Consider the following 24,021-nt stretch of genomic DNA (forward strand, 5'->3'; position numbering starts at 1 on the left):
TGAGATAGTTTTTTTAATAAGTTGAATTATGGTATAATCTTTATAAGAAATGAGAGGAGGTAATTATAGTGAATGTTAAAACAAACTATTTATTAAATAGATTTTTTTCAAGGGCTACTATAAGTAATCTTCTTAAATATAATAAAGATGAAGTTTTTGAAAGAATATCAAAAGAAGAGACGAGTCATTTAGAAACAATCCAAAGCGTTTATCAAGAATTGTCTAAAACATATCGGAACGAGTATTTTTATAAGAATACTCTTTTGAATAAACGTTTATTAGGAATACATAGCGTCAATACTACAACAGCTTTAACAGAAATACCTGTTGGTAGAGCGAAACCGGATTTTATTTTAATCAATGGGAAAGCAGTTGTGTATGAAATAAAAACAGAATTAGACAATTTTGATAGGCTTGAAAATCAAATCAATGAATATTATAAAGCTTTTAACCACGTTGCCATTGTGACATACGAAAAGAACATAGAAATGGCAAAAAGAAAAATTGCTGAGATTAATAAACCTATTGGTCTATATATTCTACAAAAAAACGTAAAAATTAAAACAGTGATGGAACCCAAGGAATACAACAATGATTTAGACAGAGATGTCATTTTCAGTATTCTTCGGAAATATGAATACGAAAGTATTATTGAGAAGCGTTTTGGTTCCTTACCTCAAGTCTCTCAATTTGATTATTACGATGTTTGCAGGCAACTAACTGAAGATATTCCACTGGGACGATTTTATTCAGATTTTTTAATTGAACTGAAAAAAAGGAACCCAATCAATAAAGAATTATTTGCAGCAGTCCCGTACGAACTCAAATTTTTGGTGTATTTCATGAATTTTAAACCAAAAGATTATGATGCGCTTAAACAATTTTTACAAAAATAGGAGGAGCAGGGTATGTACTTTCCATATCTAAGAGGTCGGCAGTATGAGCTAATAGCACTCAGAGAGTTATTAACCAACAATAAATTAGGAAATAATGTGATTCCAATTATTGAACCAGTAAGACTATCTCCGACACTAGTAAGTACTTTAGAGGGATTTAAAGACAAAGGTCAGAAATGTTCTCTTATAATGAATCCAGATGTAGGATCTTTTTTGGAGGAATATAGAGATTCTTCTAAAAGTAATCTTGCTACTCGATTGGACAGGTTGATTGACGATAATGAGAATTTTTATTATGTTTCGTTGATGAGTAAGGATTATAGTTTAGAAGATAATTTTAAGTCCATTACTGATATTGGTAAACAAATAACAGTATGTAAGAAGCCTGATGATTTACAAGGATATAACGAAAATTATAGGGGTCAAGAAACGGCGTACAATCTTATCTCAGAATCAGGAAGATTAAAAAGGGAAGTTCAGGGAAATAAAGTCAAAATTAGTGACAATTTTGTTAAATTACTAAGGAATACAGATTATTCTGATAGAGATGATGAATTCTTCTCAGATGATCATAAATATTTTGTAACTGATGGATATACAGGTTTTTCGGATTATTCAATAGTGGGGGCTGAATATAATGAATCCGGTTTTGCTCCATATGCAGTTGCTATTCATATTGTTTATTTTGACTCTGATGAAAATCTAAGAATTCACCATTTTGTATCAGATACGAATCAAGATCCAACAAATCCAGCTGGTAAGTTTAAGGAAGCACTCGAGAAATTAATTGGTTATGTCAATACGGGCCGAGTGGAAAGAACACTGGCAATCAATGAGTTTGAAAAACTGTATAGAACGGGCTCTTATCCAGGTCTTGGCACAGTAAAGAAATTATCTATTATGCATCACATTGAATTGGTTGGTAAGTATCTTGATCGGAATAGTGGAGACAGCGAATGAGAATTTGTAAAGATTGTTTTGCGGATGAGATTCTTAAAGATGAAGTCAATAGAGCTGAAAGGCAGGATAACTGTGATATTTGTGGTAATCAAAATATTTTTGTTTATGATACACAGCATGACGACTATTTGATTCCTTATGTGAGTTCTCTTATTTCTATTTTTTCTCCAGTAGATAAAATAGAGAATTTTCCAGCTGGGCAAGAGACGCTTCTAAAAACGGAAATAGCTACAAATTGGAATATATTTACCGCTAAAGAAGAGTTTAAGATTCATCAAATGCTTTCTGAGATTTGTAAAAAACTGTTCGAAGATAATCCAGAACTGTTAACGAAAACTGTTGGAATAAAACAAATGTATGACCCAATCTATTTACAAGATCATTCATTGTTCAGTAAAAGTTGGGAACACTTTGTTGATGATATTAAATATAACAACCGTTTTCATTCAAATAAAATTAATAAATGTATTTTAAAAAAGTATTGCGAAGCGATCCAAAAGACTTATCCAGAAGGAGAACAATTCTATAGGTGTAGGATTTCAAAGGACGGGAAACAATTTGAATCAGAAGAGATAGGAGCGCCGCCTAAAGGTAAATCTGCTGACGGAAGAGCGAATGCAAAAGGAATTGTAACGTTATATTTAGGTGACACAGAAAAAACAGTAATACATGAAACTAGAACGGGTTTATATGACCATGTCTGCATTGGGATTTTTGAATTAAAGTCTCCTATAACAGTTATTGATTTTAAAAATATTAATAAAATTAGTCCTTTTCGAGTTGAGATTTTTGATGATATTGCTGAGTTGGCAATTAATAAAAAACATCTAAAACAAATTGATTATGAGATGGGGAGAGTAATGAGAAAGTCTGATGATGTTTTAGATTATCTCCCAACTCAATATATAGCTGATTTTGTAAAATCTATAACTAAAAAAGATTCTGGAGAATCTGTCTATCAAGGAATTGAATTTCATAGCGTTATGAATCCAGGAGGATATAATTTAGCCATATTCATACCAGAGTGCTTTGATGTAATTGATATAAAGACAAAACAAATAAGTCGTATTTCATATGAATGGTAGGTTTTCTACCTGAAAAAATTAACTATCTTTTTGTTTGAGGAATTTTTGCTCTACTTCGCCCATCTTCATGATGAGGCGTTTTTGTTTTGTAAAGATTTCTGAAGCCGCAATCTATTTCGTTTCCCTAAAATTCATCTTATTTTCCCTATTTTTCTCATTAGAATGGAATAAAACGAACGATTGTGATATAATTTAGATAAATAATTCGTAAAAATTGCATTAATTTTTACACAAAACATTGGCTTGGTGCGTAAGCGCCTATGATATGAACATAGAGGTATCTTAGCTATGAAGCTTTTAGTTGTGGGTTCGGGTGGTCGTGAGCATGCGATTGCCAAGAAGTTATTGGAGTCTCAGGATGTGGAGCAGGTTTTTGTTGCTCCTGGAAACGATGGCATGACCTTGGATGGGTTGGATTTAGTAAATATTGGAATTTCCGAACATTCCAAACTAATCGAATTTGCCAAGAAGAATGATGTTGCTTGGTCCTTTATCGGTCCGGATGATGCCCTGGCAGCTGGAATTGTAGATGATTTTAACCAAGCTGGGCTCAAGGCTTTTGGTCCATCTCGTTTAGCAGCGGAGCTGGAGTGGTCCAAGGATTTTGCCAAGGAAATCATGGTCAAATACGGTGTGCCGACAGCAGCCTATGGCACATTTTCCGACTTCGAGAAAGCTAAAGGCTACATCGAAAAGCAGGGCGCTCCAATCGTGGTCAAGGCGGATGGCTTGGCATTGGGTAAGGGAGTGGTCGTGGCTGAAACCGTGGAGCAGGCGGTCGAGGCGGCGCATGAAATGCTGCTGGACAATAAGTTCGGCGACTCGGGTGCGCGCGTGGTTATTGAGGAGTTCCTTGATGGCGAGGAATTCTCTCTCTTTGCCTTTATCAATGGGGACAAGTTTTACATTATGCCTGCGGCGCAGGATCACAAGCGTGCCTATGATGGTGACAAGGGACCAAACACAGGCGGTATGGGTGCCTACGCTCCTGTTCCTCACCTGCCGAAAAGCGTGATTGACCAGTCGGTTGATACCATTGTCAAACCAGTGCTTGAGGGTATGATTGCTGAGGGTCGCCCTTATCTTGGCGTGCTCTACGCGGGGCTTATCTTGACTAAGGACGGTCCTAAGGTTATTGAGTTCAACTCTCGCTTTGGCGATCCCGAGACCCAAGTTATCCTGCCGCGCCTGACTTCTGACTTTGCACAGAATATCACGGATATTTTGGCTGGCAGGAACCCTGACATCACTTGGCTGGATTCGGGTGTGACCCTAGGCGTGGTGGTTGCTTCAAATGGCTATCCGCTCGCCTACGAAAAAGGGGTGCTTCTGCCAGAAAAGACTGGTGGCAATATCATCACCTATTATGCAGGGGCTAAGTTTGATGGCAATAGCCAGCTACTCTTGTCACACGGCGGCCGCGTCTATATGCTGGTTACCACAGCCGATAGCGTCAAGGCTGCGCAGGATAAAATTTACACCCAGTTGAATAAACAAAACACAACAGGCCTCTTTTATCGTACGGACATCGGAAGCAAGGCTTTGTAAATCAAATGTATTAAACTTTGAGCCGTGAGGCTTGAATATAGAATTCTGGTGTTTGAAAAATGAAAAACAGACTGCTATTTTTAGAAGGTTCTAGCTTAACTTCAAGAGAGACTCTAACAGTATTGCTAAAAGAGGGTTACAAAGTTGATGTCCTGTCTCCTGATAAGTTTTCTATTGCAACATTCAGTCGACTCACTCATAGAATTCCGACAGTTGATGTAAATCATTTTCCTTTAGATTACTTGAAACAAGTTAATCAGCTGCTTCATCAAAAAAATTATGCAGCTATTTTGCCGACACATGAGGAAGGCTGGTTATTGGCAAATGGGGAAAAATTTTTACCAACTCGTTTGCCAGTAGCGCTTGCTGATAAGGAACAAATTGAAAAGCTGGCTGGGAAGATTGCGTTTGCTGAAATTTCGGATCAGTTAAATCTGCCAATTCCTAAATGGGAACGTGTGGAAAATTTAGAATCTGTTTCTCTTCCTTATCCTTATTGGCTAAAGGCAGACTATGGTACTGCCGGTCGTTCAGTTTATAAAATCACAAGTAAGGAAGATTTGGCGGAAGCTGCGAGCAGATTAACAGCGAGTGATGAAAAATGGATGGTTCAGCAAGACATAGTCGGAGACTATGGTCAGGTTCAAGCAGTATTTCATCATGGTCAGTTACTTGCGGTTCATTCTAGTGTTAAAGTGGGTTCTGGTGCCGGTGGTTCAGCTGCTGCTAGATTAAGTATAGAATCTGAGAAAACGAGAGAGCATGTCGAAAAATTAGGTCAATTTTTACAATGGCATGGTGCTTTAACTTTAGAGTTTATACGTACCGACGGTCATTTTTATTACATAGAGTGCAATCCTAGAATGGTTGAACCTGCTAATGCCTACAAAGCAGGAGTTAACTTCCCAAAAATCATGATAGAGTTAGCCAATGACTGCTATTCCAAATCTGATGTTAGTGTTGGGCAAGCAGGGGTAGGGACGCATAGCCTGATGGCTTTGCTTATCGGTACTGCTGAGCGAACGAAGAGTAGAAAGAAGATTGTACGGACAATGAGGAAGTGGCTTTTTAACAGTGACAGTGAAGAGGTGTTAACACCTATTTGGAAGGATCCTCTAAGTTTTATACCTCTTGCGATTATTATCAGTCGCTTATTGATAAATCCTAAAAGTGTCACCAAGTTGGTTGATAAGACCGTTAAACATTATAGTGTGGAACCGACCACTCTAAAAAATATTTGAGCAAAAGATTCCGTTTATTCAAAGGAACATTCTGTTAGTTTTCCTGTTTTTCTATGGAAATTTTGCAAGCGACAAAAAGTCGCTATAAAATAAAAAACGAAAGGAATTAAACACGCCTATACGACAACAACACTGGGCAAAAAGATGAGTCTGACGACGAGGCACAAGCCTCTAGGAAAGACTTATGCTGTAGATGTCTGAACTTTCTACGCCAGTAGGCTAAGAAAGTCCTAGTCGTCCTGATGGGGTGCGTCAGCGAAATCAAAGTTTTGACTTACCACCCATTTTGTTGGAGATCCTTTATGGCGTTTGTATCTTATTATGAAACCACTTATTTCTATTATCATAGGCTCCAAATCCGACTGGAGCACTATGCAAAAAACCGCTCAAGTTTTGGATAACTTTGGCGTGGCTTATGAAAAGAAAGTCGTCTCTGCCCACCGCACACCAGACCTCATGTTCAAACATGCAGAAGAAGCCCGCAGCCGCGGCATCAAGGTTATCATTGCAGGTGCAGGCGGTGCCGCGCATTTACCAGGTATGGTGGCAGCTAAAACAACACTGCCTGTTATCGGTGTGCCTGTCAAATCACGCGCCCTCAGCGGCTTGGATTCGCTCTATTCCATTGTGCAGATGCCGGGCGGTGTGCCTGTGGCAACTATGGCCATTGGTGAAGCGGGAGCGACCAACGCTGCCCTGACAGCCCTGCGTATCTTGGCCATTGAAGACCAAGACCTGGCGAAGCTGCTTGCAGATTTTGCAGAGAAACAAGGAAAAATCGCAGAGGAGTCAACGAATGAACTCAACTAAAACCATTGGCATAATCGGCGGCGGTCAGCTGGGTCAGATGATGGCTATCGCGGCGATTTACATGGGGCACAAGGTGGTGACGCTGGATCCGACGGCGGACTGTCCTGCCTCGCGCGTGTCTGAGATGATTGTGGCGCCTTACGATGATGTGGATGCTTTGCGAGAAATGGCTGTGCGTTGCGACCTGCTGACCTATGAGTTTGAAAATGTCGACGCTGACGGCCTTGATGCGGTCGTAGGAGACGGTCAGCTGCCGCAGGGGACTGATTTGCTGCGCATTTCGCAAAACCGTATTTTTGAAAAAAATTTCCTCGCCAATAAGGCTGGCGTGACGGTCGCTCCATATAAGGTGGTGACCTCTAGTTTGGACTTGGAGGATTTGGATTTGGGCAAGACTTACGTCTTGAAAACGGCCACAGGCGGTTATGATGGTCACGGTCAAGTTGTTATTAAATCACACGACGATTTAGCTGCCGCGAACCAATTAGCAAACTCTGCTGAGTGCGTCTTGGAAGAGTTTGTAGACTTTGACCTTGAAATCTCGGTCATTATCTCAGGAAACGGCAAGGACGTGACGGTCTTCCCCGTTCAGGAAAATATCCACCGCAACAATATCCTGTCTAAGACCATTGTGCCAGCCCGCATTTCAGACCAGCTAGCTGATAAGGCTAAAGCCATGGCGGTGACTATTGCCCAAAAACTCCAGCTATCAGGAACGCTCTGCGTGGAAATGTTTGCGACAGCAGACGATATCATTGTCAACGAAATCGCCCCACGCCCCCACAACTCTGGCCACTACTCAATCGAAGCCTGCGACTTCTCGCAGTTTGACACCCATATTCTCGGTGTTCTGGGAGCATCATTGCCAGCTATCCACCTACATGCGCCAGCTGTCATGCTCAATGTTCTCGGCCAGCATGTCGAAGCCGCTGAAAAATATGTCACAGAAAATCCAAGCGCCCACCTCCACATGTATGGTAAAATAGAAGCGAAGAACAACCGCAAAATGGGGCATGTGACTTTGTTTAGTGATGCGCCGGATAGCGTGGTTGAGTTTGGGGAAGGGATTGATTTTTAGTGGATAAGTTTTTTACAGATGAACACGGTTATTTTAATTGGCAATCTGTATTAGCGATTGTAGGGATTCTTGGCTTTTTATGGGGGATTTATATCTATGTTGATAAACGAAAATCGAAGATACAAGAACGAAAAATACAAAGTCAAGTACAAAAACAAGAAAAATTAACGGAACCTTATAACGAGTTAATCAGGATAATATCTTTATTTCCAAATAGAACTCCATATGATGTCATGACTCTATTATCATATGGACCTAACTTTAGTTCAGAAAACTTTGATACGGTGAATAGAATTTTGGAAATTCAGATTAAGGAAGATTATCAAAAGCGATTAGAGCGAAAAGGTCTTACTTATCAAGATGAAGAAGATATCAAAACAGAAATTCAGAATAGAGAATACTATATCAAGGAAATAGAAAAAATCAAAAATCAGTATTTTTTAGCTAAGAAAGAATATGAACGACTTAGAAGTACCGATAAGATTATTGAATTGTATGCCAGTCAAGATGTAAAAAATTGCTTAGTGGAGTTTGATGTTACTTGGCGTAATGCTTTTATAGCAGGGAGAACCTTGGAATATGCTGATGGAAGACAAAATAGACTGGATGATATTCGTTGGAAACTTGAACAAGTCATCAGGACTGACTTAGGTATTATTTAAGAGGGGACATTTGATATGATCCAAATCATTGTTAACGCCTTTGTGGAAGACGGCAAAGAAGCTGCTGTAGTGGAAATCTTATTTGCAAGTAGTGACCATGAAAAGGTTAAAACCAAATATAAAGAATTAGTTAGCCAATATCCTAAAAACTATTTGGCAATCTATGATTTACCATTGGATACTGATCTCAGTAACCTACCTCACTATCCGTCGGTGGCAATTGGGAAAGAGGAGTTTGAATAGAAAAATGGCGAAAAAGTATTTTAAAGAAAATTTTCATATATTCCTATTTCTGTTGATCGTCATTCTTTTAATGGGACCAATTCTTTCCATCGTTCTGTCTTTTGTCTCAAGATATTTAAATCCTAAACTAGGAGATTGGTTGAGTTTTTATGGTAGCATATTTGGGATTGTCATATCCGTACTAGTTATCCATTTTCAAATATCAAGAGAAAAATATAAAGACTTATTGAAATATCGTCCAGAATTCATTTTAAGTTATGATTATCAGCTCATAAAGCCTAATTGTAAAATCTATTTTGATGATAAACATTGGTATCATCTTGTTAAAAATAATCAAAGAAATAAACATGTTGAGGCAAATGATTTTGAAAAAACTTACGCTTTAAATAACAAAAGAGATAAAATTCTCTCAATTGAAATTGTGAATGTTCAGCCAGTTTTCAATCTTCATATCATTTTTGGAGAAGAGCATAGTTGCGAAATCATTCCTAAACTTGATGTTGGTCGGAGAATATACGTTGTTTCAAAAACACATCAAAATGAAATACAAGCATATTTACTAGAAGGGAAAGCTGACTTTAAACATGTTCCTCAAAAAGTAACTATCTATTATACGACATTAGCGGGGGAAATTAATAGTGAGATTTATCAAATCGGTTCGAAAGGATATTGTCGTATTGCAAAAAAGAACTATGGAATTAGTTATCCAAAAACATTAGAAGGTTCTCGTTTATGCGACTATTTTTTGAGTAAATAAAAGGGAGATAACATGAAAACAATCGGTCTTATCGGCGGCATGAGTGAAGAAAACACGACTTCCTATTATTAGCTCATCAACGAGACAATAAAAAAAGAACTTGGTTGGCTGCATTCGGCTAAGATTCTGCTTTACAGTGTTGATTTTGCGGAGATTGAACACTATCAAGTCAGTGGCGATTGGGACAAGAGTGCGGAAGTTCTGAGCCAATTGCCTAGAAACTGGAGCAGGCTGGTGCGGACTTTATTGTCATCTGCACCAACACCATGCACAAGGTTGCCCCGCAGATTCAAGAGCAAATCGCGATTCCAATTTTGCACATTGCGCAGGCAACTGCTGAGGCTCTTCTTGAAAATGGCATTCAAAAAGTTGGTCTCTTGGGCACCAAGTACACTATGACTCAAGACTTTTACAAGGAAAAGCTGCTTGAAGCAGGGCTTGAGGTGCTGATTCCAGACCAAGCTGGCATTACTGAAGTCAACCGAATCATCTATGATGAGCTGTGTCTGGGAGATATCAAAGGCAGCTCAAAGCAAGCCTACCTTGCCATTATTGATGATTTGAAAAATGTTGGTGCTGAAGCCGTTATCCTAGGCTGTACAGAGATTGGCCTTTTAGTCAAACAGGCAGACACAGCCCTTCCGCTCTATGATACAACAACTATCCATGCTCAAAAAGCGGCGGAATTAGCAATAAATAGGTGATTATTGTGGTAAACTAGAAGTGTAACTACAAAAGGCTATGCAATTGGGTTTGTAAAAGATGCTGAAGTGGTATGGATATCAGGAGGTTAACACGTGGAACTATTCATCGCAAAGATAGTCAGTAGCTTTTTAGAAATAATATTAGCTGCTGCAATTCCGTTTCTCTACTGGATTTTCACAGAAAGAAAACAGTCTACTTTTCTAAACTGGTTAGGATTTAAGAAAGTTAGTAAACATGATTTTAAACGATTCTTTGTACCCGTGTTGGGAATGATTCTATTATTTTCATTGGCTTCCTTTTTTATCTTACTTCGCTTAAAGGGAGTGTCAACGGCAACAACCGTTTTTCGAGGTGGTGGTTATACAGTCTTGCCGGCTATTCTCATTTATGGGATATTTAATACCGCTTTGCCGGAAGAATTGTTTTTTAGAGGCTTTTTATTGAAGCGTCTTATGTCAAAGATGGCATTTCCCTTGGCTAACTTCATTCAGTCATTGTGTTTTGCTTTAATACACAGTTTTATGTTTTTCAAGCTACTGGATATTGGTTCAACAATAATGATTACAATGTTTATATTTGGAATTGCTTATGGAATGGGGTACATCAATGAAAAAAAGACGCAAGGATCCATTGTTCCGAGTTGGCTTATCCATGCAGCAGCTAATATTTTTTCAGGCATATGTGCTGCGTTTATGTTGATTTAGTAGAAATATTGTTGAATAAAATGAGTGGTTGATGTGGTAAATTGGAAGCAAAGCATAACCGCAAAATGGGGCATGTGACCGTGTTTAGTGAAGAGCCAGATAGTGTGGAGGAGTTTTAAATAATGGAAGAAATTGCACAAGTTTTTTGTAATGTTACTGATGAATTGAGAGACAGTAATGTATTTATCCGATTACATGATTTTTTAGAAAATCATCCCAGTATTCCAGCAGATTCAATTTTTTTAATTGATAGACCAATAATGGAATCAAATGAGTATGAATATGATTATAAAAATGGTTTTTTACTCTTAATTAAGAACTATAAAGTAATGTTTTTAACCGTGGATTCTTTAGAAAATAATGACTTTATTACATTTCAAGAGGATTTTCTGGAGGACACAGGGGCTCTGGCTAGAAGATATGAATATGTAAGTTTAATAGGTAGAAGTAGAGACTGGAAATCAAAGGGAATTATTTCAAGTATTTGTCTGGATGAAGAGACTGATTTTGATCACCTTCTTCAAGAGAATAAGTTAGATGAAGTTGATTCTAGAGTATCTAATCTAATAATTTCTTTATTAACGGGTAGTATAAATAATGTTTCAGAGTTGGATAAAGACCTTTTTTCGAAAAAACAAACCTTGTTAGAGTCTATTAAGAACAGAATTATGCTTTTTGATACTAATCAAACAAAGTTTGTTTACAATGAAGATAGTAAGTCGCCTATTATTAGGATACAAGGACTAGCTGGCTCAGGAAAAACAGAGTTGCTGTTGCATAAATTGAAAAAATTATATGTTGAAGATAAGGGAAGTCGTATAGCGTTTACTTGTTTTAACAAGGTATTAGCGGATAAATTAAGAGGCCGTGTACCAGAATTTTTTAACTATATGAAAGTTGATGAGCAAATAAATTATCAGAGATTATTTATTGCTTCGAGCTGGGGCTCAGGTCGTTATCCTGATGCTGGATTATATTCAAAAATTTGTGCAAATTATGGTTTAAATTTTCAACCTTTTTCTAGGACAAAGAATAAAAGTGAAATTTGGAAAGAAGCGATTTTAGAATTAAAATCTTTGGGTAACTTTGATCCGATGTTTGATTATATACTGTTAGATGAAAGTCAGGATTTTGAGAAAGAGTATATAGAACTTTGTCAGTTAGTAACAGACAAAAAATTATATGTTGCTGGTGATATTTTACAAGATATATTTTCGATAAATAAAGATATTGTTGCAGATACAGACTTTTTATTAAATAAGATTTATCGAACGGACCCTCGGACGGTATTATTTTCACATGTTTTAGGTTTCGGATTATATGAGAGTAGAGCAGTTCGATGGCTGAGCGAGAAAGAATGGATAATGTCTGGTTATTCTATCGAGGAAGAATCTACAGATGAGTATGAAATTAGTCGTTCACCATTAAAGAGATTTGGTGACGAATTGAATGAATCATCTTATAAATCTATTGTGGTGAAAGATGAAATAGATTATGTTGGGGGCGTCATCAATACTGTAAGGGAGTTAAGGGAAAATTACGAAGGATTACAGCCATCAGATATTGCTGTAATTTATATGAATTACAGTAAAGAAGCAAATATACAGGCTGAGGAGGTTAGCATACGTTTGTATGAAGAGTTTGAATGGAATTCAGTTATAGCCCCTCATGAAAAAAGAGTTAATGATATTGATGAAGTGCTAATAACCAATGTTAACAATGTAAAAGGACTAGAATTCTCATTCGTTATTGTTGTGAATAATCAGCGAATTGAAGATATTAATGATCAAAATTTAACGCGAGAAGTTAGACACCGAAATGCATTGTATATGACTTTAACAAGGTCATTTATATCATCAACCTTGATTATATCTGAGAATCATGCTACACGTGAATATATTAATCGAATAAAACAATTATCTGATGACTTATATGAAAATGGACCGAAAACAATTGTAAACAGACCAAGCGAAATTATAGACGAAAATAAATTATATAACGTTAGTCATCAAGACTCAAAATCTCAATATGATATAATTGAAGAATGTTTTGCAGAACTCTTTATAGATGGAAAGAAACGGGAAGAAATGTTACCAACGCTTATGACAATTCCACAGATTAAAGAAGGGACAACAAATAAACAAGATATATTGAAATTTATTACTCAGTTTGCACCTGTATTTGGGATTGAAAAATGACAAGATATTATTTAGCAGATGAAAAGTTTATAAGAAGTCCATTGAAAGAAACTTCTCAAACGTTTGGGATTGAAAGTAAATTAGATAAGATAAACAATCTCCATTTCAAAGAAAAAACGGTAATAATTGATTTTCTGTTATATGTATATATTCAAATTTTAGAAAATAAGTTACAAGAAAGTAGGGCACAGAACAAATTTAGTTTTGAAATCTTAAAGAAACAACATAGATTGGTGCTTTTTTCGGAAGAAAAATTTTTTTCTGTCGCCTTACCCTTTGATATATTATTAAATAATGGTAAATTTTATTTAAAGTCACCAAAATATCAAGAAGAAATTACAATAGAAGCCTTGCGAATTCTAAAAATTCTATTTGATAGAATCATAATTGAGGACTTGTCATTATCTCTCTTGGATTACGTGATGGTTGCTGAAGATATTTATAAAGATTATTGTGAAGACAATGGAATAATTACAACAAGTAAAGATGCAGTCGAAAAATTGTTGTTAGAATTACTAGAGTATGATTCTTCCTATGTTCGATTTGATATTGATTTTGAAAACTGTCGTGATGATAAGGAAGAAATGACTGTTGAAAGAATTGGTGTACATCCGCTGTATCATTTTGATACAGATTTTCGAGATTCTGTGAGTTTTAAAATTGGTATTGATTATCAGTTGGCAGAGGAGGAATTTAAAAGTATATTTTTTGCAGATGAGGATTGTTTATTTATAAAAATGGGGTATAAACCCAATATTTCACATTTTAGGAGAAAATAAAAAATGATCAACCGTTATTCACGCCCTGAGATGGCGAACATTTGGAGTGAAGAAAACAAGTACCGTGCTTGGTTAGAAGTGGAAATTTTGGCTGACGAGGCTTGGGCTGAGTTGGGTGAGATTCCTAAGGAAGATGTGGTCAAGATTCGCGAGAAGGCGGATTTTGATATTGATCGCATTCTGGAGATTGAGCAGCAAACACGTCACGATGTGGTGGCCTTTACTCGTGCGGTTTCTGAGACGTTGGGTGAGGAGCGTAAATGGGTACACTTTGGTCTGACCTCGACAGACGTGGTGGACACAGCCTATGGTTATCTTTACAAACAGGCTAATACCATCATTCGTAAGGATTTGGATAATTTCCTCAATATCATTGCTGATAAGGCCAAAGAACACAAGTTCACCATCATGATGGGGCGTACTCACGGGGTTCATGCGGAGCCAACAACTTTTGGTCTCAAGATTGCAACTTGGTACAGCGAAATGAAGCGGAATATTGAGCGTTTTGAACATGCTGCCGCTGGTGTGGAAGCTGGGAAAATCTCTGGTGCCGTTGGGAACTTTGCTAATATCCCTCCATTTGTGGAAAAATATGTTTGTGACAAATTAGGCATTCGTGCTCAGGAAATTTCGACTCAAGTCTTACCGCGTGACCTGCACGCCGAATACTTTGCAGCGCTAGCCAGCATTGCTACATCCATTGAGCGCATGGCGACGGAAATCCGCGGTCTGCAAAAATCTGAACAGCGTGAGGTTGAAGAGTTCTTTGCCAAGGGTCAAAAAGGCAGCTCTGCTATGCCTCATAAACGCAACCCTATCGGCTCTGAAAATATGACGGGGCTTGCGCGTGTGATTCGCGGTCACATGGTGACGGCCTATGAAAATGTGTCTCTCTGGCACGAACGCGATATTTCCCACTCATCAGCTGAGCGCATTATCGCGCCTGATACGACCATTCTCATTGACTACATGCTCAATCGCTTTGGCAATATCGTGAAAAACTTGACCGTCTTCCCAGAAAATATGAAGCGCAACATGGGCTCTACCTTTGGTCTCATTTTCAGTCAGCGTGCTATGCTGACCTTGATTGAAAAAGGCATGACCCGCGAGCAGGCTTACGACCTTGTTCAGCCTAAGACTGCGCAGTCTTGGGACAACCAAGTGGACTTCAAACCGTTGCTGGAAGCAGATCCAGAGATCACGTCTCGCTTGAGCCAAGAAGAAATCGACGAAATCTTTAATCCAGTCTACTACACCAAGCGTGTGGATGAAATTTTCCACCGTGTAGGTCTGGATTAACACAAAACTCCAAAGAAGCTGAGACAAGAGTTCCTAGCTTCAAAGTATATTATGTAATAAAACAAATAATGTCGTAAGCTGCTTCTTTTCTTTTGCAGCACGCTTTGAGGTTGGGAATAGTTGTCCCAACCTTTTCTTTTAGCTTATAGCGATGATGAGAAAGCTGATGAATAAAATACTTTGCAAATTGGTCTAGATAGGCTATAATAATCTTAGGTTTAAAAAAAGAACAACTGATACTCAGATGTTCTTTACGTGAAATAATTAATGATTGCCATTGCGTGATACAAACTTGATTTTAAAGAAGTCGCCACGTTTGTAGGCTTCACTGTACTCTAAGATTTGCCCCGTGCTTTCCAATTGCGTTGTTTTTACTTGGAAAACTGTCGGGAAGTTTGTATCAATTTCCAGTAATGTTGCAACAGCGTCTGGCGTCGGGAAGATTAATTCATTTGTTTCTTCAAAGTGTTCGTCATTCATGTGAATATGATAATCTTGTTTGAAGCGATTGTAGATTGAGCTGTAATATTCAAGGTTTGGGTAATTGGCATTGATATATTGCTCTGGAATATAAGATTGATGATAGATATAAGGAGTATTTTTCGCTTTACGAAGTCTATCAATTTTATAGTAAAATTGATATCTCTTTAAATCTAACTTGTCAAGAAATTTTAAGTCATTTCCACGTTCGATAGATAAAACAGTTACTTGATCATTTTGGGTAGGGAATATCTCAACATCGGAAAATTCAACAAGTTTGTGCTTGCGAGCACGTGATACAAATGTTCCTTTTCCTTGTTGGCGGATAATGTACCCATCTTTTGCTAGTTCATTTAGAGCTCTGACGACGGTAATAGAACTCACATCATACATTGTAATTAGCTCAGCTTCTGTATAAAATTTATCCCCATTTTCAAATTGGCCTGAGATAATTTTGCTTTTGAGTTCATCTTTTATATATTGGTACTTAGGGATTGCCATGTTGTTCACCTCTCTTTCGCTTCCCTCTCATAAAAAATTTTACCATAAATTTTGCTAAAATGGTTAAATTTATTCAATCTTTAAAAAACTATTGACATTTTGTGCAATATATATTATATTAACCTATGGAAACGATTGCAGAATAGTGTGTGAAAGAGGGAAATGGTTTGGAAAGATTTGAGATTAGAGAAGAATTTTATCTGAATCAACAGCCTTTTAAAATATTATCTGGTGCTATTCATTATTTTCGGATTCAGCCAGATGATTGGTATCATTCGCTTTATAATCTGAAAGCTTTAGGCTTTAATACAGTAGAAACGTATATCCCTTGGAATGCGCATGAGCCAATGAAAGGGCAATTCGATTTTGAAGGTATCCTTGATGTAGAAAAATTCTTGCAAACAGCACAAGATTTGGGATTGTATGTTCTTCTTCGGAGTTCTCCCTATATCTGTGCAGAATGGGAATTTGGCGGTTTACCCGCTTGGCTCTTAGAAGAAAACATGAGAATTCGGTCTTCTGATCCTGCTTATCTTGCTGCAGTTGCCAACTATTATGATGAATTGCTTCCACGATTAGTGTCACATCTTTTGGAAAATGGTGGCAGTATTCTCATGATGCAAGTAGAAAATGAATATGGCTCTTATGGCGAAGACAAGGAATACTTGAGAGCTGTTCGAGACATGATGCAAGAGCGAGGTGTGACTTGTCCGCTCTTTACGTCAGATGGACCCTGGCGAGCTACTTTGCGAGCAGGAACGCTCATTGAGGATGATATGTTTGTAACGGGGAATTTTGGCTCTAAGGCAAAAGAAAATTTTGCGCAGATGCAGGAATTCTTTGATGAGCATGACAAAAAGTGGCCACTCATGTGTATGGAATTTTGGGACGGTTGGTTCAATCGTTGGAAAGAGCCAACTGTCACGCGAGATCCAGAAGAATTAGCTGAAGCGGTTCACGAAGTCTTACAACAAGGCAGTATCAACCTTTATATGTTTCATGGAGGAACAAATTTTGGGTTCATGAATGGTTGTTCAGCGCGAGGAAGCATTGACCTGCCACAAGTAACGTCTTATGATTACGAAGCTCTCCTTGATGAACAAGGAAATCCAACACCAAAATACTTTGCCGTTCAGCGAATGTTAAAAAAATATTATCCAGAGTATCCACAGAGAGAGCCTTTGGTAAAAGAAACGTTTGAGTTAAAGAATATTCCACTCAATGAGAGAGTTAGCTTATTTGAGACTTTAGAAGATATAGCGCAGCCAATTGAGAGTCTGTATCCTATGAAAATGGAGGAGTTGGGCCAAAATGTTGGTTATCTGCTCTATCGTACACAAGCAGAATGGGATGCGGATAAGGAACGAGTTCGTGTCATTGACGGACGTGATCGGATGCAGCTTTTTGTAGACGGGAACTTCATCACCACTCAGTATCAGACAGAAATTGGTGAAGATATCTTTATTTCACAACAGAAACGGTCGATACACAGGCTGGATATTTTGATGGAGAATATGGGGCGTGTTAACTATGGGCATAAACTTCTGGCAGAGAGCCAGCATAAAGGTATTCGCACAGGAGTTTGCAAAGACCTCCATTTTATGCTTCATTGGAATCAGTATCCATTAGAGTTCGAAAATCCAGAAGCGATTGATTTTACGAAAGAATGGCATGAAGATCAGCCAGCATTCTATGCATTTGCCGTTGAATTGAAAGCGCTTAAAGATACGTATTTAGATTTAACCCATTTTGGTAAGGGAGTTGTCTTTGTCAACGGCGTCAATATTGGTCGTTTCTGGGATGTTGGCCCAACCTTATCACTTTACATTCCACATGGTCTCTTACGAATCGGAAACAATCGCATTATTATTTTTGAAACCGAAGGAAAATATAGTAAATTCATTGATTTAGTTCATAAACCTACATTTAAACCAATAAAGGGGGACAAATTATGACAATTATAGCTAATCGGATTGATGGACGCTTAATCCATGGCCAGGTAGCCAATCTTTGGACTACAACATTAAATATTTCACGCATTATGGTTGTGGATGACGAAGTAGCAGAAAACGCTATTGAAAAGAGTGGCCTCAAGTTGGCGACACCAGCTGGTGTAAAATTGAGTGTGTTACCAGTTGCAAAAGCAGCAGAAAATATCCTAGCAGGCAAATACGATAGCCAGCGTCTGCTCATTGTTGCGAAAAAGCCAGATCGTTTTTTGAGATTGGTGGAAGCAGGAGTACCAATCGAAACGCTCAATGTGGGCAATATGTCACAGACATCTGAAACGCGTTCGATCACACGATCGATCAATGTGGTGGATGAAGATGTAGCCGTATTTAACAAATTACATGACAAAGGTGTGGTTCTAACAGCCCAAATGGTTCCAAATGATCCAGTTGAAGACTTTATGAAATTATTGAAATAAATTTAGGAGGGCATTGTTATGATACAATGGTGGCAAATTCTCTTATTGACGCTGTATTCAGCGTATCAAATTTTGGATGAGTTAACAATTAACTCATCAGCTGGTTCACCTGTTTTTGCAGGTTTTATCACGGGTCTGGTCATGGGAGACTTAAAAACTGGTTTATTTATTGGTGGTAGTCTCCAACTCGTTGTACTCGGGGTTGGTACATTCGGTGGTGCTTCTCGGATTGATGCAACCTCTGGTGCAGTTCTTGCAACAGCATTCTCTGTGGCAACAGGTATCAAAGCGGAATTGGCGATTTCAGCTATCGCAGTTCCGGTAGCAGCGTTGCTGGTTTATACTGATGTTCTTGGACGTTTCTCTACAACTTACTTTGCACATCGTATTGATGCAGCGGTTGAAAAATTTGACTACAAAGGTGTTGAACGCAATTACTTACTCGGTGCTATTCCATGGGGGCTTTCACGAGCACTTCCGGTATTTTTAGCTTTGTGGCTTGGTGGGGATGCTGTAAAAGCATTCTCCGATTGGCTTGCCAATAATGCACAATGGATTGCAGATGGTTTGATTCTTGCAGGTAAAATGCTTCCTGGTGTCGGTTTTGCAATTTTGCTTCGTTACCTTCCAGTAAAGAAAAACCTTCATTATCTTGGTTTAGGCTTTGCCATTACAGCAATGTTGAAAGTTGTTTTTGACTATATTTCAACATTAGCGACAGCATCAAGTGCTGTCAAACCCATTGCAAAGGCTCTCGGTGGAGCTAAGTTTGAGGGACTTCCAATGATTGGAATTGCGATTATTGGCTTTGCTTTGGCAGCTCTTAGCTATCAAAATGCTATCAACAAACAAGTGGTGACTGTTGCTGCAGAACAATCAGAAAGTGGGGAAATTGACGATGACGAACTCTAATTACAAATTAACAAAAGAAGATTTTAAACAAATCAACCGTCGTAGTCTCTTTACTTTCCAATGGGGTTGGAACTACGAGCGTATGCAAGCATCAGGTTATCTCTATATGATTTTGCCGCAGTTGCGTAAGATATACGGTGATGGTACGCCCGAATTAAAAGAAATGATGCGAACACATACGCAATTTTTCAACACGTCTAACTTTTTCCATACTTTGGTGACAGGGATTGACCTTGCGCTTGAAGAAAATGAAGGGGTTGCGGCTAAAGATACTGTTACAGGGATTAAAACGGGGTTAATGGGTCCATTTGCAGCGATTGGGGATGCGATTTTTGGTTCAACTATTCCTGCAATCATGGGTGGCTTGGCAGCAGGTCTTGCCATTGATGGCAATCCTCTTGGTATTTTCCTTTGGATAGGAGTAACGATTGCGATTAACGTTTTTCGTTGGAAACAATTAGAATTTGCCCACAAAGAAGGCGTCAAATTAGTTACAACGATGCAGGATAAATTGTCCGCAATCACAGATGCTGCAACTGTTCTTGGTGTGTTCATGGTAGCTGCTTTGATTGCTACGATGATTAACTTTAAGTTTACTTATGTACAAAGTTTCGGTGGTGTAAAGTTCAATCTTCAAGAAACGTTGGATAAAATCTTCCCGCGTTTGGTTCCGGCATTGTTTACTGGATTTGTTTATTGGCTGCTCGGTAAGAAAGGTATGAATTCAACCAAAGCAATCTTTATTGTCATTATTATTGCGATTGGTGTTTCTGCGCTTTCACACTTTACTCATACGCCAATCTTAGGTGTTTAAAAGGAGCTTTTCTATAAATGACAAAACAACTTATACTAGTTAGCCATGGTCACTTTTGTGAAGAATTGAAAAAAAGTACCGAAATGATTATGGGGCCTCTGGAATTCGTTCATACAGTTCCCTTACTTCCAGAAGAAGGAATAGACGACTTTACGGCTAAATTTTTAGCGACTGTAAAAGAGTTAGATGATTACATTGTCTTTGCTGATTTGCTTGGAGGAACACCTTGTAATGTCGTTAGTCGCCTGATTCTGGAAGGACTTCAAATTGAACTCTATGCAGGAATGAATATGCCCATGGTGATAGAATTTATCAATTCTGCCTTGACTGGTGTGGAAGCAACATATATTGAAAAAGCGACCAGATACATTGTGAAGGTCAATGATATGTTGGCAGCAATGAATGATGAGGAAGATGAATAAAAATATATCCAGTTAATAGTGGCCGAGAAAGCGCATACTTGGTATAATAAGGAGGAGGGGATAAGAGAATGGATTTCTTAGAAATCTTTATTTCCCGCCCCCTTCTTTTGGTTAATAGAAAACATCACATCTGCAAAGCAGAAAGGAGAAATATGCTCAATTATACAAAGGAAAAATTAGTCGAATTAGGTGCGGAAATCACCACGAGGGAAATTTATCAACAGCCACAGGTTTGGCAGACGGCTTTTGAAAATTATAAAGCACAAGCTGATGAGATTGTAGCGTTTCTAAATGGCATTGATGAAAAGCATGACTATATCAAAGTTATTTTGACAGGGGCTGGAACATCAGCCTATGTCGGAGATACGCTTGTACCTTATTTTAGAAAGCTGTATGACGAACGCAAGTGGAATTTCAACGCCATTGCAACAACGGATATTGTAGCCAATCCTTTGGCGTATTTACACAAGGAAGTACCGACTGTTTTGGTTTCTTTTGCCCGTAGCGGAAATTCGCCAGAGAGTGTGGCAACAGTTGATTTGGCAAAAGACTTGGTTGAGGAACTGTACCAAATTACAATTACATGTGCAGCAGAAGGGAAGTTAGCACAGCAAGCACATGGTGATGAACGCAATTTGCTCTTGCTTCAGCCTGCACTATCAAATGATGCTGGCTTTGCTATGACCTCAAGCTTTACGTCTATGATGTTAACCGCTTTGCTCGTCTTTGACAAGGCAGATTTAGCCGTAAAAGAAGGGAAGATTGCTGCTTTAATAGCTTTGAGTCAAAAGGTGCTAGATTCGGCAGAAATGATTCAAAAGATGGTATCCTTGGATTACAATCGAGTCATTTATCTGGGGGCAGGGCCATTCTTTGGCTTGGCACATGAAGCCCAACTGAAAATTTTGGAATTGACTGCCGGACAAGTGGCGACGATGTATGAAAGCCCTGTTGGTTTCCGCCATGGTCCAAAATCATTAGTAAATGAAGAAACGGTCATTGTGGTGTTTGGTTCGACAGACTCATACACCAAATTATATGATCTTGATTTAGTACGAGAAGTGGCTGGAGATGATATTGCCCGCAAGGTGATTTTATTGACAGATCAGAGGGAAGATTTGGAAAATGTTGAACAGATCATTCTTTCTAGCCAATCACTAGCAGATGATGTTTATCGCGTGTTCCCTTATATTGTCTATGGTCAATTATTTGCCTTATTAACATCCCTTAAGGTTCAAAATCGTCCAGACACACCGTCTCCGACAGGAACTGTCAACCGTGTTGTGCAAGGTGTCATCATTCACCCGTTTGATAAAGAATAGGAAGGAATCTATGGAAAAATTAAAAATTAGTCACGAAAAGTTATCACATTTAAAGCAGCTGTCAGATGAAAATGGTATGATTGGAGCTTTGGCGATTGATCAGAGAGGTTCGCTGAAAAAAATGCTGGCAAGTGGTGCACGTACTGTATCGGGCGATGAAGCACTGATTGAGTTTAAACAATTGATTTCCAGTCAGTTGACTCCGTATGCAACTTCTATTCTTTTGGATCCAGAATATGGTGTCCCTGCTACTAAATTACGGGCATCAGAGTGCGGTCTTATTGTTGCTTATGAAAAGACAGGGTATGATGCGACAACAGAAGGTCGCCTGCCAGACTTGCTACCAAATTGGTCTGCTAAACGCATTAAAGAACTAGGCGCCGATGCAGTCAAAGTTTTAATTTATTATGATGTAGATGACAAACCTGAAATCAATGATATCAAACAAGCTTGGGTTGAGCGAGTAGGGAGTGAATGTCTAGCAGAAGATATACCTTATTTCCTTGAAATTCTGACTTATGATACGACGCATGCTAGTGTAGTAGATGCAGATTATGCAAAAGTAAAACCTCACAAGGTCAATGAAGCCATGAAGCTTTTTTCAGAACCACGTTATAATGTAGACGTTTTAAAAGTCGAAGTTCCTGTAAATATGAATTTTGTAGAAGGTTTTGCTAAAGATGGAGTAGAACCAGTTTATAGTCTCGCAGAAGCTAAGGCTTTCTTTAAGGAACAATCTGATGCGACGCATCTACCATTTATTTTCTTGAGTGCTGGAGTTAGCGCAGAGCTTTTCCAAGAAACACTGAAAGTGGCACATGAGGCAGGTTCTCAATTTAATGGTGTCCTTTGTGGTCGTGCTACCTGGAAAGAAGCTGTTACGGTCTTTGTAGATCAAGGAGCGGATGCAGCTAGAGCTTGGTTGGATGAAACAGGGCGTCAAAATATTAACGACTTAAATCGTGTCTTACGTGAAACAGCTGTTTCGTGGATGGAGAAGTTAGAGATTTAAAATAGGAAAATGTAAAATGGTAATAAAAACAAGGAAAGTTGTATGAAATCTTATCAAGAAGCTATTTTCGGGACATTTCAAGGGCAAGATATTGTTTCTTACACATTTGAAAATGATTTGGGCTATCGTTTGAAAGTCATGACTTATGGAGCGACTGTCTTAGAATATGTCACTCCGGACAGAAATCATGAATTTACAAATATCGTAGTTGGGTTTGATTCTTTTGATGCTTATGTAGGCAATAGCCCTAAATATGGCGCAAGCGTTGGACCAGTTGCAGGACGGATTGCAAAGGCTGAGTTCGAGTTGAATGAAGAAATCTATCAGTTAGAGGTCAATAATGCAGAAAATTGTAATCACAGCGGATCTACTGGCTGGGATAGTGCCATTTTTCAAGTGGAAGAGGTCACGAATGAAAGTGTCACTTTTTATATTGAACGCACAGACGGAACAGGTGGTTTTCCAGGAAATTTGAAGGTCTGGGTTTCTTATACTTTAACAGAATTGGGTGAGCTAGAGGTTTCGTATCAAGTTCAAACGGACAAGGACACTTTAGTTAATCCAACGAACCACAGTTACTTTAACTTAACAGGCGATTTCAGTCAGCCAATTGATCATTGTATTTTGCAGCTGAATACTCTCGGTGTCTATCCTATCGCACCAGATGGAATACCTGCTAAAATACCAGATTCAGAACATAACTTTGTAAAACAGCTTTGCCAAGGTGTTTCTATGAAGGATATTTTTGCAGATCAAGATGAGCAGATTCAGATTGTTTCCGGTTTAGATCATCCATTTGCTTTGGATAAAAAGCAGGAATATGCTGGATCTCTATATGAGTCACAATCTGGGCGTTACCTCACTTTCAAAACTAGTGCACCTTGTTTGGTGACTTACTCAGCAAACTTTGTGGATGACACGGTCATTTTAAATGGGCATCCCATGATCCAGCACAACGGCTTAGCTCTGGAAACTCAGGCACTTCCTGATGCGATTCATAGCGATTTGAAATCAGATGTTATCTTGAAAGCAGGCGAGATTTTTACCAGCACGACCATTTATCATGCTACTGTGGAGCAGGATAAATAGCTATATCGAAAAATATTGATAGATTATTCTGTATTTGAATACAAACAACCCAGCAGTTCAATTCTGCTGGGTTGTT

23 protein-coding genes and 2 pseudogenes are annotated in these 24,021 nt (G+C 38.5%); 24 read left to right on the forward strand and 1 reads right to left on the reverse strand.

The genetic code is table 11. The features are described 5' to 3' along the window. The first annotated feature begins 68 nt into the window (after nucleotides 1-68). The 16 genes and pseudogenes from HMPREF1654_RS02805 (at nucleotide 69) to purB (ending at nucleotide 14,965) form a co-directional block, all read left to right on the forward strand. The gene (locus HMPREF1654_RS02805; RefSeq protein ID WP_003077688.1) at nucleotides 69-896 is read left to right on the forward strand and encodes a sce7726 family protein; all 828 of its coding nucleotides are present in this window, start codon (nucleotides 69-71) and stop codon (nucleotides 894-896) included. 12 nt (nucleotides 897-908) lie between these two features. Beyond that, nucleotides 909-1,856: a sce7725 family protein gene (locus HMPREF1654_RS02810; RefSeq protein WP_003077536.1), complete on the forward strand. Its 948-nt coding sequence runs from the start codon at nucleotides 909-911 to the stop codon at nucleotides 1,854-1,856. Then, entirely contained in the window at nucleotides 1,853-2,941 is a 1,089-nt protein-coding gene (locus HMPREF1654_RS02815) for an RES family NAD+ phosphorylase (protein ID WP_003077810.1), read from the forward strand. The genes HMPREF1654_RS02810 and HMPREF1654_RS02815 overlap by 4 nt, the downstream gene beginning before the upstream one ends. Before the next feature lie 288 nt (nucleotides 2,942-3,229). Further along, a complete protein-coding gene (gene purD / locus HMPREF1654_RS02820) occupies nucleotides 3,230-4,489 on the forward strand; it encodes a phosphoribosylamine--glycine ligase (protein WP_003077821.1) in 1,260 nt (419 codons plus the stop codon). 59 nt (nucleotides 4,490-4,548) lie between these two features. Continuing rightward, nucleotides 4,549-5,730 (forward strand): ATP-grasp domain-containing protein, encoded by a 1,182-nt coding sequence (locus HMPREF1654_RS02825; protein ID WP_003077478.1) that lies wholly within the window; start codon nucleotides 4,549-4,551, stop codon nucleotides 5,728-5,730. 321 nt (nucleotides 5,731-6,051) lie between these two features. After that, nucleotides 6,052-6,540, forward strand: a complete 489-nt coding sequence (gene purE, locus HMPREF1654_RS02830; RefSeq protein ID WP_037589505.1) for a 5-(carboxyamino)imidazole ribonucleotide mutase — start codon at nucleotides 6,052-6,054, stop codon at nucleotides 6,538-6,540. Further along, nucleotides 6,527-7,618: a 5-(carboxyamino)imidazole ribonucleotide synthase gene (gene purK / locus HMPREF1654_RS02835; protein WP_003077525.1), complete on the forward strand. Its 1,092-nt coding sequence runs from the start codon at nucleotides 6,527-6,529 to the stop codon at nucleotides 7,616-7,618. Before purE ends, purK begins: the two co-directional genes overlap by 14 nt. Beyond that, a complete protein-coding gene (locus HMPREF1654_RS02840) occupies nucleotides 7,618-8,280 on the forward strand; it encodes a hypothetical protein (protein ID WP_003077616.1) in 663 nt (220 codons plus the stop codon). Before purK ends, HMPREF1654_RS02840 begins: the two co-directional genes overlap by 1 nt. Nucleotides 8,281-8,295: 15 nt before the next feature. Beyond that, nucleotides 8,296-8,523: a hypothetical protein gene (locus HMPREF1654_RS02845; protein WP_003077479.1), complete on the forward strand. Its 228-nt coding sequence runs from the start codon at nucleotides 8,296-8,298 to the stop codon at nucleotides 8,521-8,523. 4 nt (nucleotides 8,524-8,527) lie between these two features. Further along, nucleotides 8,528-9,280 (forward strand): hypothetical protein, encoded by a 753-nt coding sequence (locus tag HMPREF1654_RS02850; RefSeq protein WP_003077792.1) that lies wholly within the window; start codon nucleotides 8,528-8,530, stop codon nucleotides 9,278-9,280. Nucleotides 9,281-9,355: 75 nt separating this feature from the next. Further along, nucleotides 9,356-9,984: pseudogene (locus HMPREF1654_RS02855) on the forward strand (aspartate/glutamate racemase family protein). 93 nt (nucleotides 9,985-10,077) lie between these two features. Then, nucleotides 10,078-10,689: a CPBP family intramembrane glutamic endopeptidase gene (locus HMPREF1654_RS02860; RefSeq protein WP_002264673.1), complete on the forward strand. Its 612-nt coding sequence runs from the start codon at nucleotides 10,078-10,080 to the stop codon at nucleotides 10,687-10,689. 35 nt (nucleotides 10,690-10,724) lie between these two features. Next, nucleotides 10,725-10,808, forward strand: a pseudogene (locus tag HMPREF1654_RS10015) (hypothetical protein); the annotation flags it as partial. Between the two features lie 3 nt (nucleotides 10,809-10,811). Beyond that, entirely contained in the window at nucleotides 10,812-12,887 is a 2,076-nt protein-coding gene (locus tag HMPREF1654_RS02865) for an STM2767 family DEAD/DEAH box helicase (protein ID WP_003077643.1), read from the forward strand. A gap of 41 nt (nucleotides 12,888-12,928) precedes the next feature. Beyond that, nucleotides 12,929-13,666 carry an STM2766 family helicase-associated protein gene (locus HMPREF1654_RS02870; protein ID WP_003077514.1) on the forward strand — a complete coding sequence of 246 codons (738 nt, stop codon included), beginning with the start codon at nucleotides 12,929-12,931 and terminating at the stop codon, nucleotides 13,664-13,666. 3 nt (nucleotides 13,667-13,669) lie between these two features. After that, on the forward strand, nucleotides 13,670-14,965 hold the full coding sequence (purB, locus tag HMPREF1654_RS02875; protein WP_003077607.1) for an adenylosuccinate lyase: 1,296 nt from the start codon (nucleotides 13,670-13,672) through the stop codon (nucleotides 14,963-14,965). A gap of 264 nt (nucleotides 14,966-15,229) precedes the next feature. Here the strand turns inward: purB and HMPREF1654_RS02880 are convergent, their stop codons facing one another. Further along, nucleotides 15,230-15,946, reverse strand: a complete 717-nt coding sequence (locus HMPREF1654_RS02880) for a GntR family transcriptional regulator (RefSeq protein ID WP_003077815.1) — start codon at nucleotides 15,944-15,946, stop codon at nucleotides 15,230-15,232. A 167-nt stretch (nucleotides 15,947-16,113) separates the two neighbouring features. Between HMPREF1654_RS02880 and HMPREF1654_RS02885 the strand changes: the two genes are divergently transcribed. The 8 genes from HMPREF1654_RS02885 (at nucleotide 16,114) to HMPREF1654_RS02920 (ending at nucleotide 23,945) form a co-directional block, all read left to right on the forward strand. Then, nucleotides 16,114-17,901, forward strand: a complete 1,788-nt coding sequence (locus HMPREF1654_RS02885) for a glycoside hydrolase family 35 protein (protein ID WP_016670372.1) — start codon at nucleotides 16,114-16,116, stop codon at nucleotides 17,899-17,901. Beyond that, a complete protein-coding gene (locus HMPREF1654_RS02890; RefSeq protein WP_003075053.1) occupies nucleotides 17,898-18,374 on the forward strand; it encodes a PTS sugar transporter subunit IIB in 477 nt (158 codons plus the stop codon). Before HMPREF1654_RS02885 ends, HMPREF1654_RS02890 begins: the two co-directional genes overlap by 4 nt. A gap of 18 nt (nucleotides 18,375-18,392) precedes the next feature. Continuing rightward, nucleotides 18,393-19,286: a PTS mannose/fructose/sorbose/N-acetylgalactosamine transporter subunit IIC gene (locus HMPREF1654_RS02895; protein ID WP_003071226.1), complete on the forward strand. Its 894-nt coding sequence runs from the start codon at nucleotides 18,393-18,395 to the stop codon at nucleotides 19,284-19,286. Next, a complete protein-coding gene (locus HMPREF1654_RS02900; protein ID WP_003075051.1) occupies nucleotides 19,273-20,100 on the forward strand; it encodes a PTS system mannose/fructose/sorbose family transporter subunit IID in 828 nt (275 codons plus the stop codon). The genes HMPREF1654_RS02895 and HMPREF1654_RS02900 overlap by 14 nt, the downstream gene beginning before the upstream one ends. A gap of 17 nt (nucleotides 20,101-20,117) precedes the next feature. Continuing rightward, the gene (locus tag HMPREF1654_RS02905) at nucleotides 20,118-20,522 is read left to right on the forward strand and encodes a PTS sugar transporter subunit IIA (protein ID WP_003075049.1); all 405 of its coding nucleotides are present in this window, start codon (nucleotides 20,118-20,120) and stop codon (nucleotides 20,520-20,522) included. A gap of 152 nt (nucleotides 20,523-20,674) precedes the next feature. Further along, nucleotides 20,675-21,844, forward strand: a complete 1,170-nt coding sequence (locus tag HMPREF1654_RS02910; protein WP_014829553.1) for an SIS domain-containing protein — start codon at nucleotides 20,675-20,677, stop codon at nucleotides 21,842-21,844. Nucleotides 21,845-21,854: 10 nt separating this feature from the next. After that, complete coding sequence (gene lacD, locus HMPREF1654_RS02915) at nucleotides 21,855-22,856, forward strand: tagatose-bisphosphate aldolase (RefSeq protein ID WP_003077572.1); 1,002 nt, start codon at nucleotides 21,855-21,857, stop codon at nucleotides 22,854-22,856. 42 nt (nucleotides 22,857-22,898) lie between these two features. Next, on the forward strand, nucleotides 22,899-23,945 hold the full coding sequence (locus HMPREF1654_RS02920) for an aldose epimerase family protein (RefSeq protein ID WP_003077690.1): 1,047 nt from the start codon (nucleotides 22,899-22,901) through the stop codon (nucleotides 23,943-23,945). Nucleotides 23,946-24,021: the final 76 nt, after the last annotated feature.

It is taken from the genome of Streptococcus intermedius SK54 = ATCC 27335, from assembly GCF_000413475.1.
Taxonomy (GTDB): Bacteria; Bacillota; Bacilli; order Lactobacillales; family Streptococcaceae; genus Streptococcus; species Streptococcus intermedius.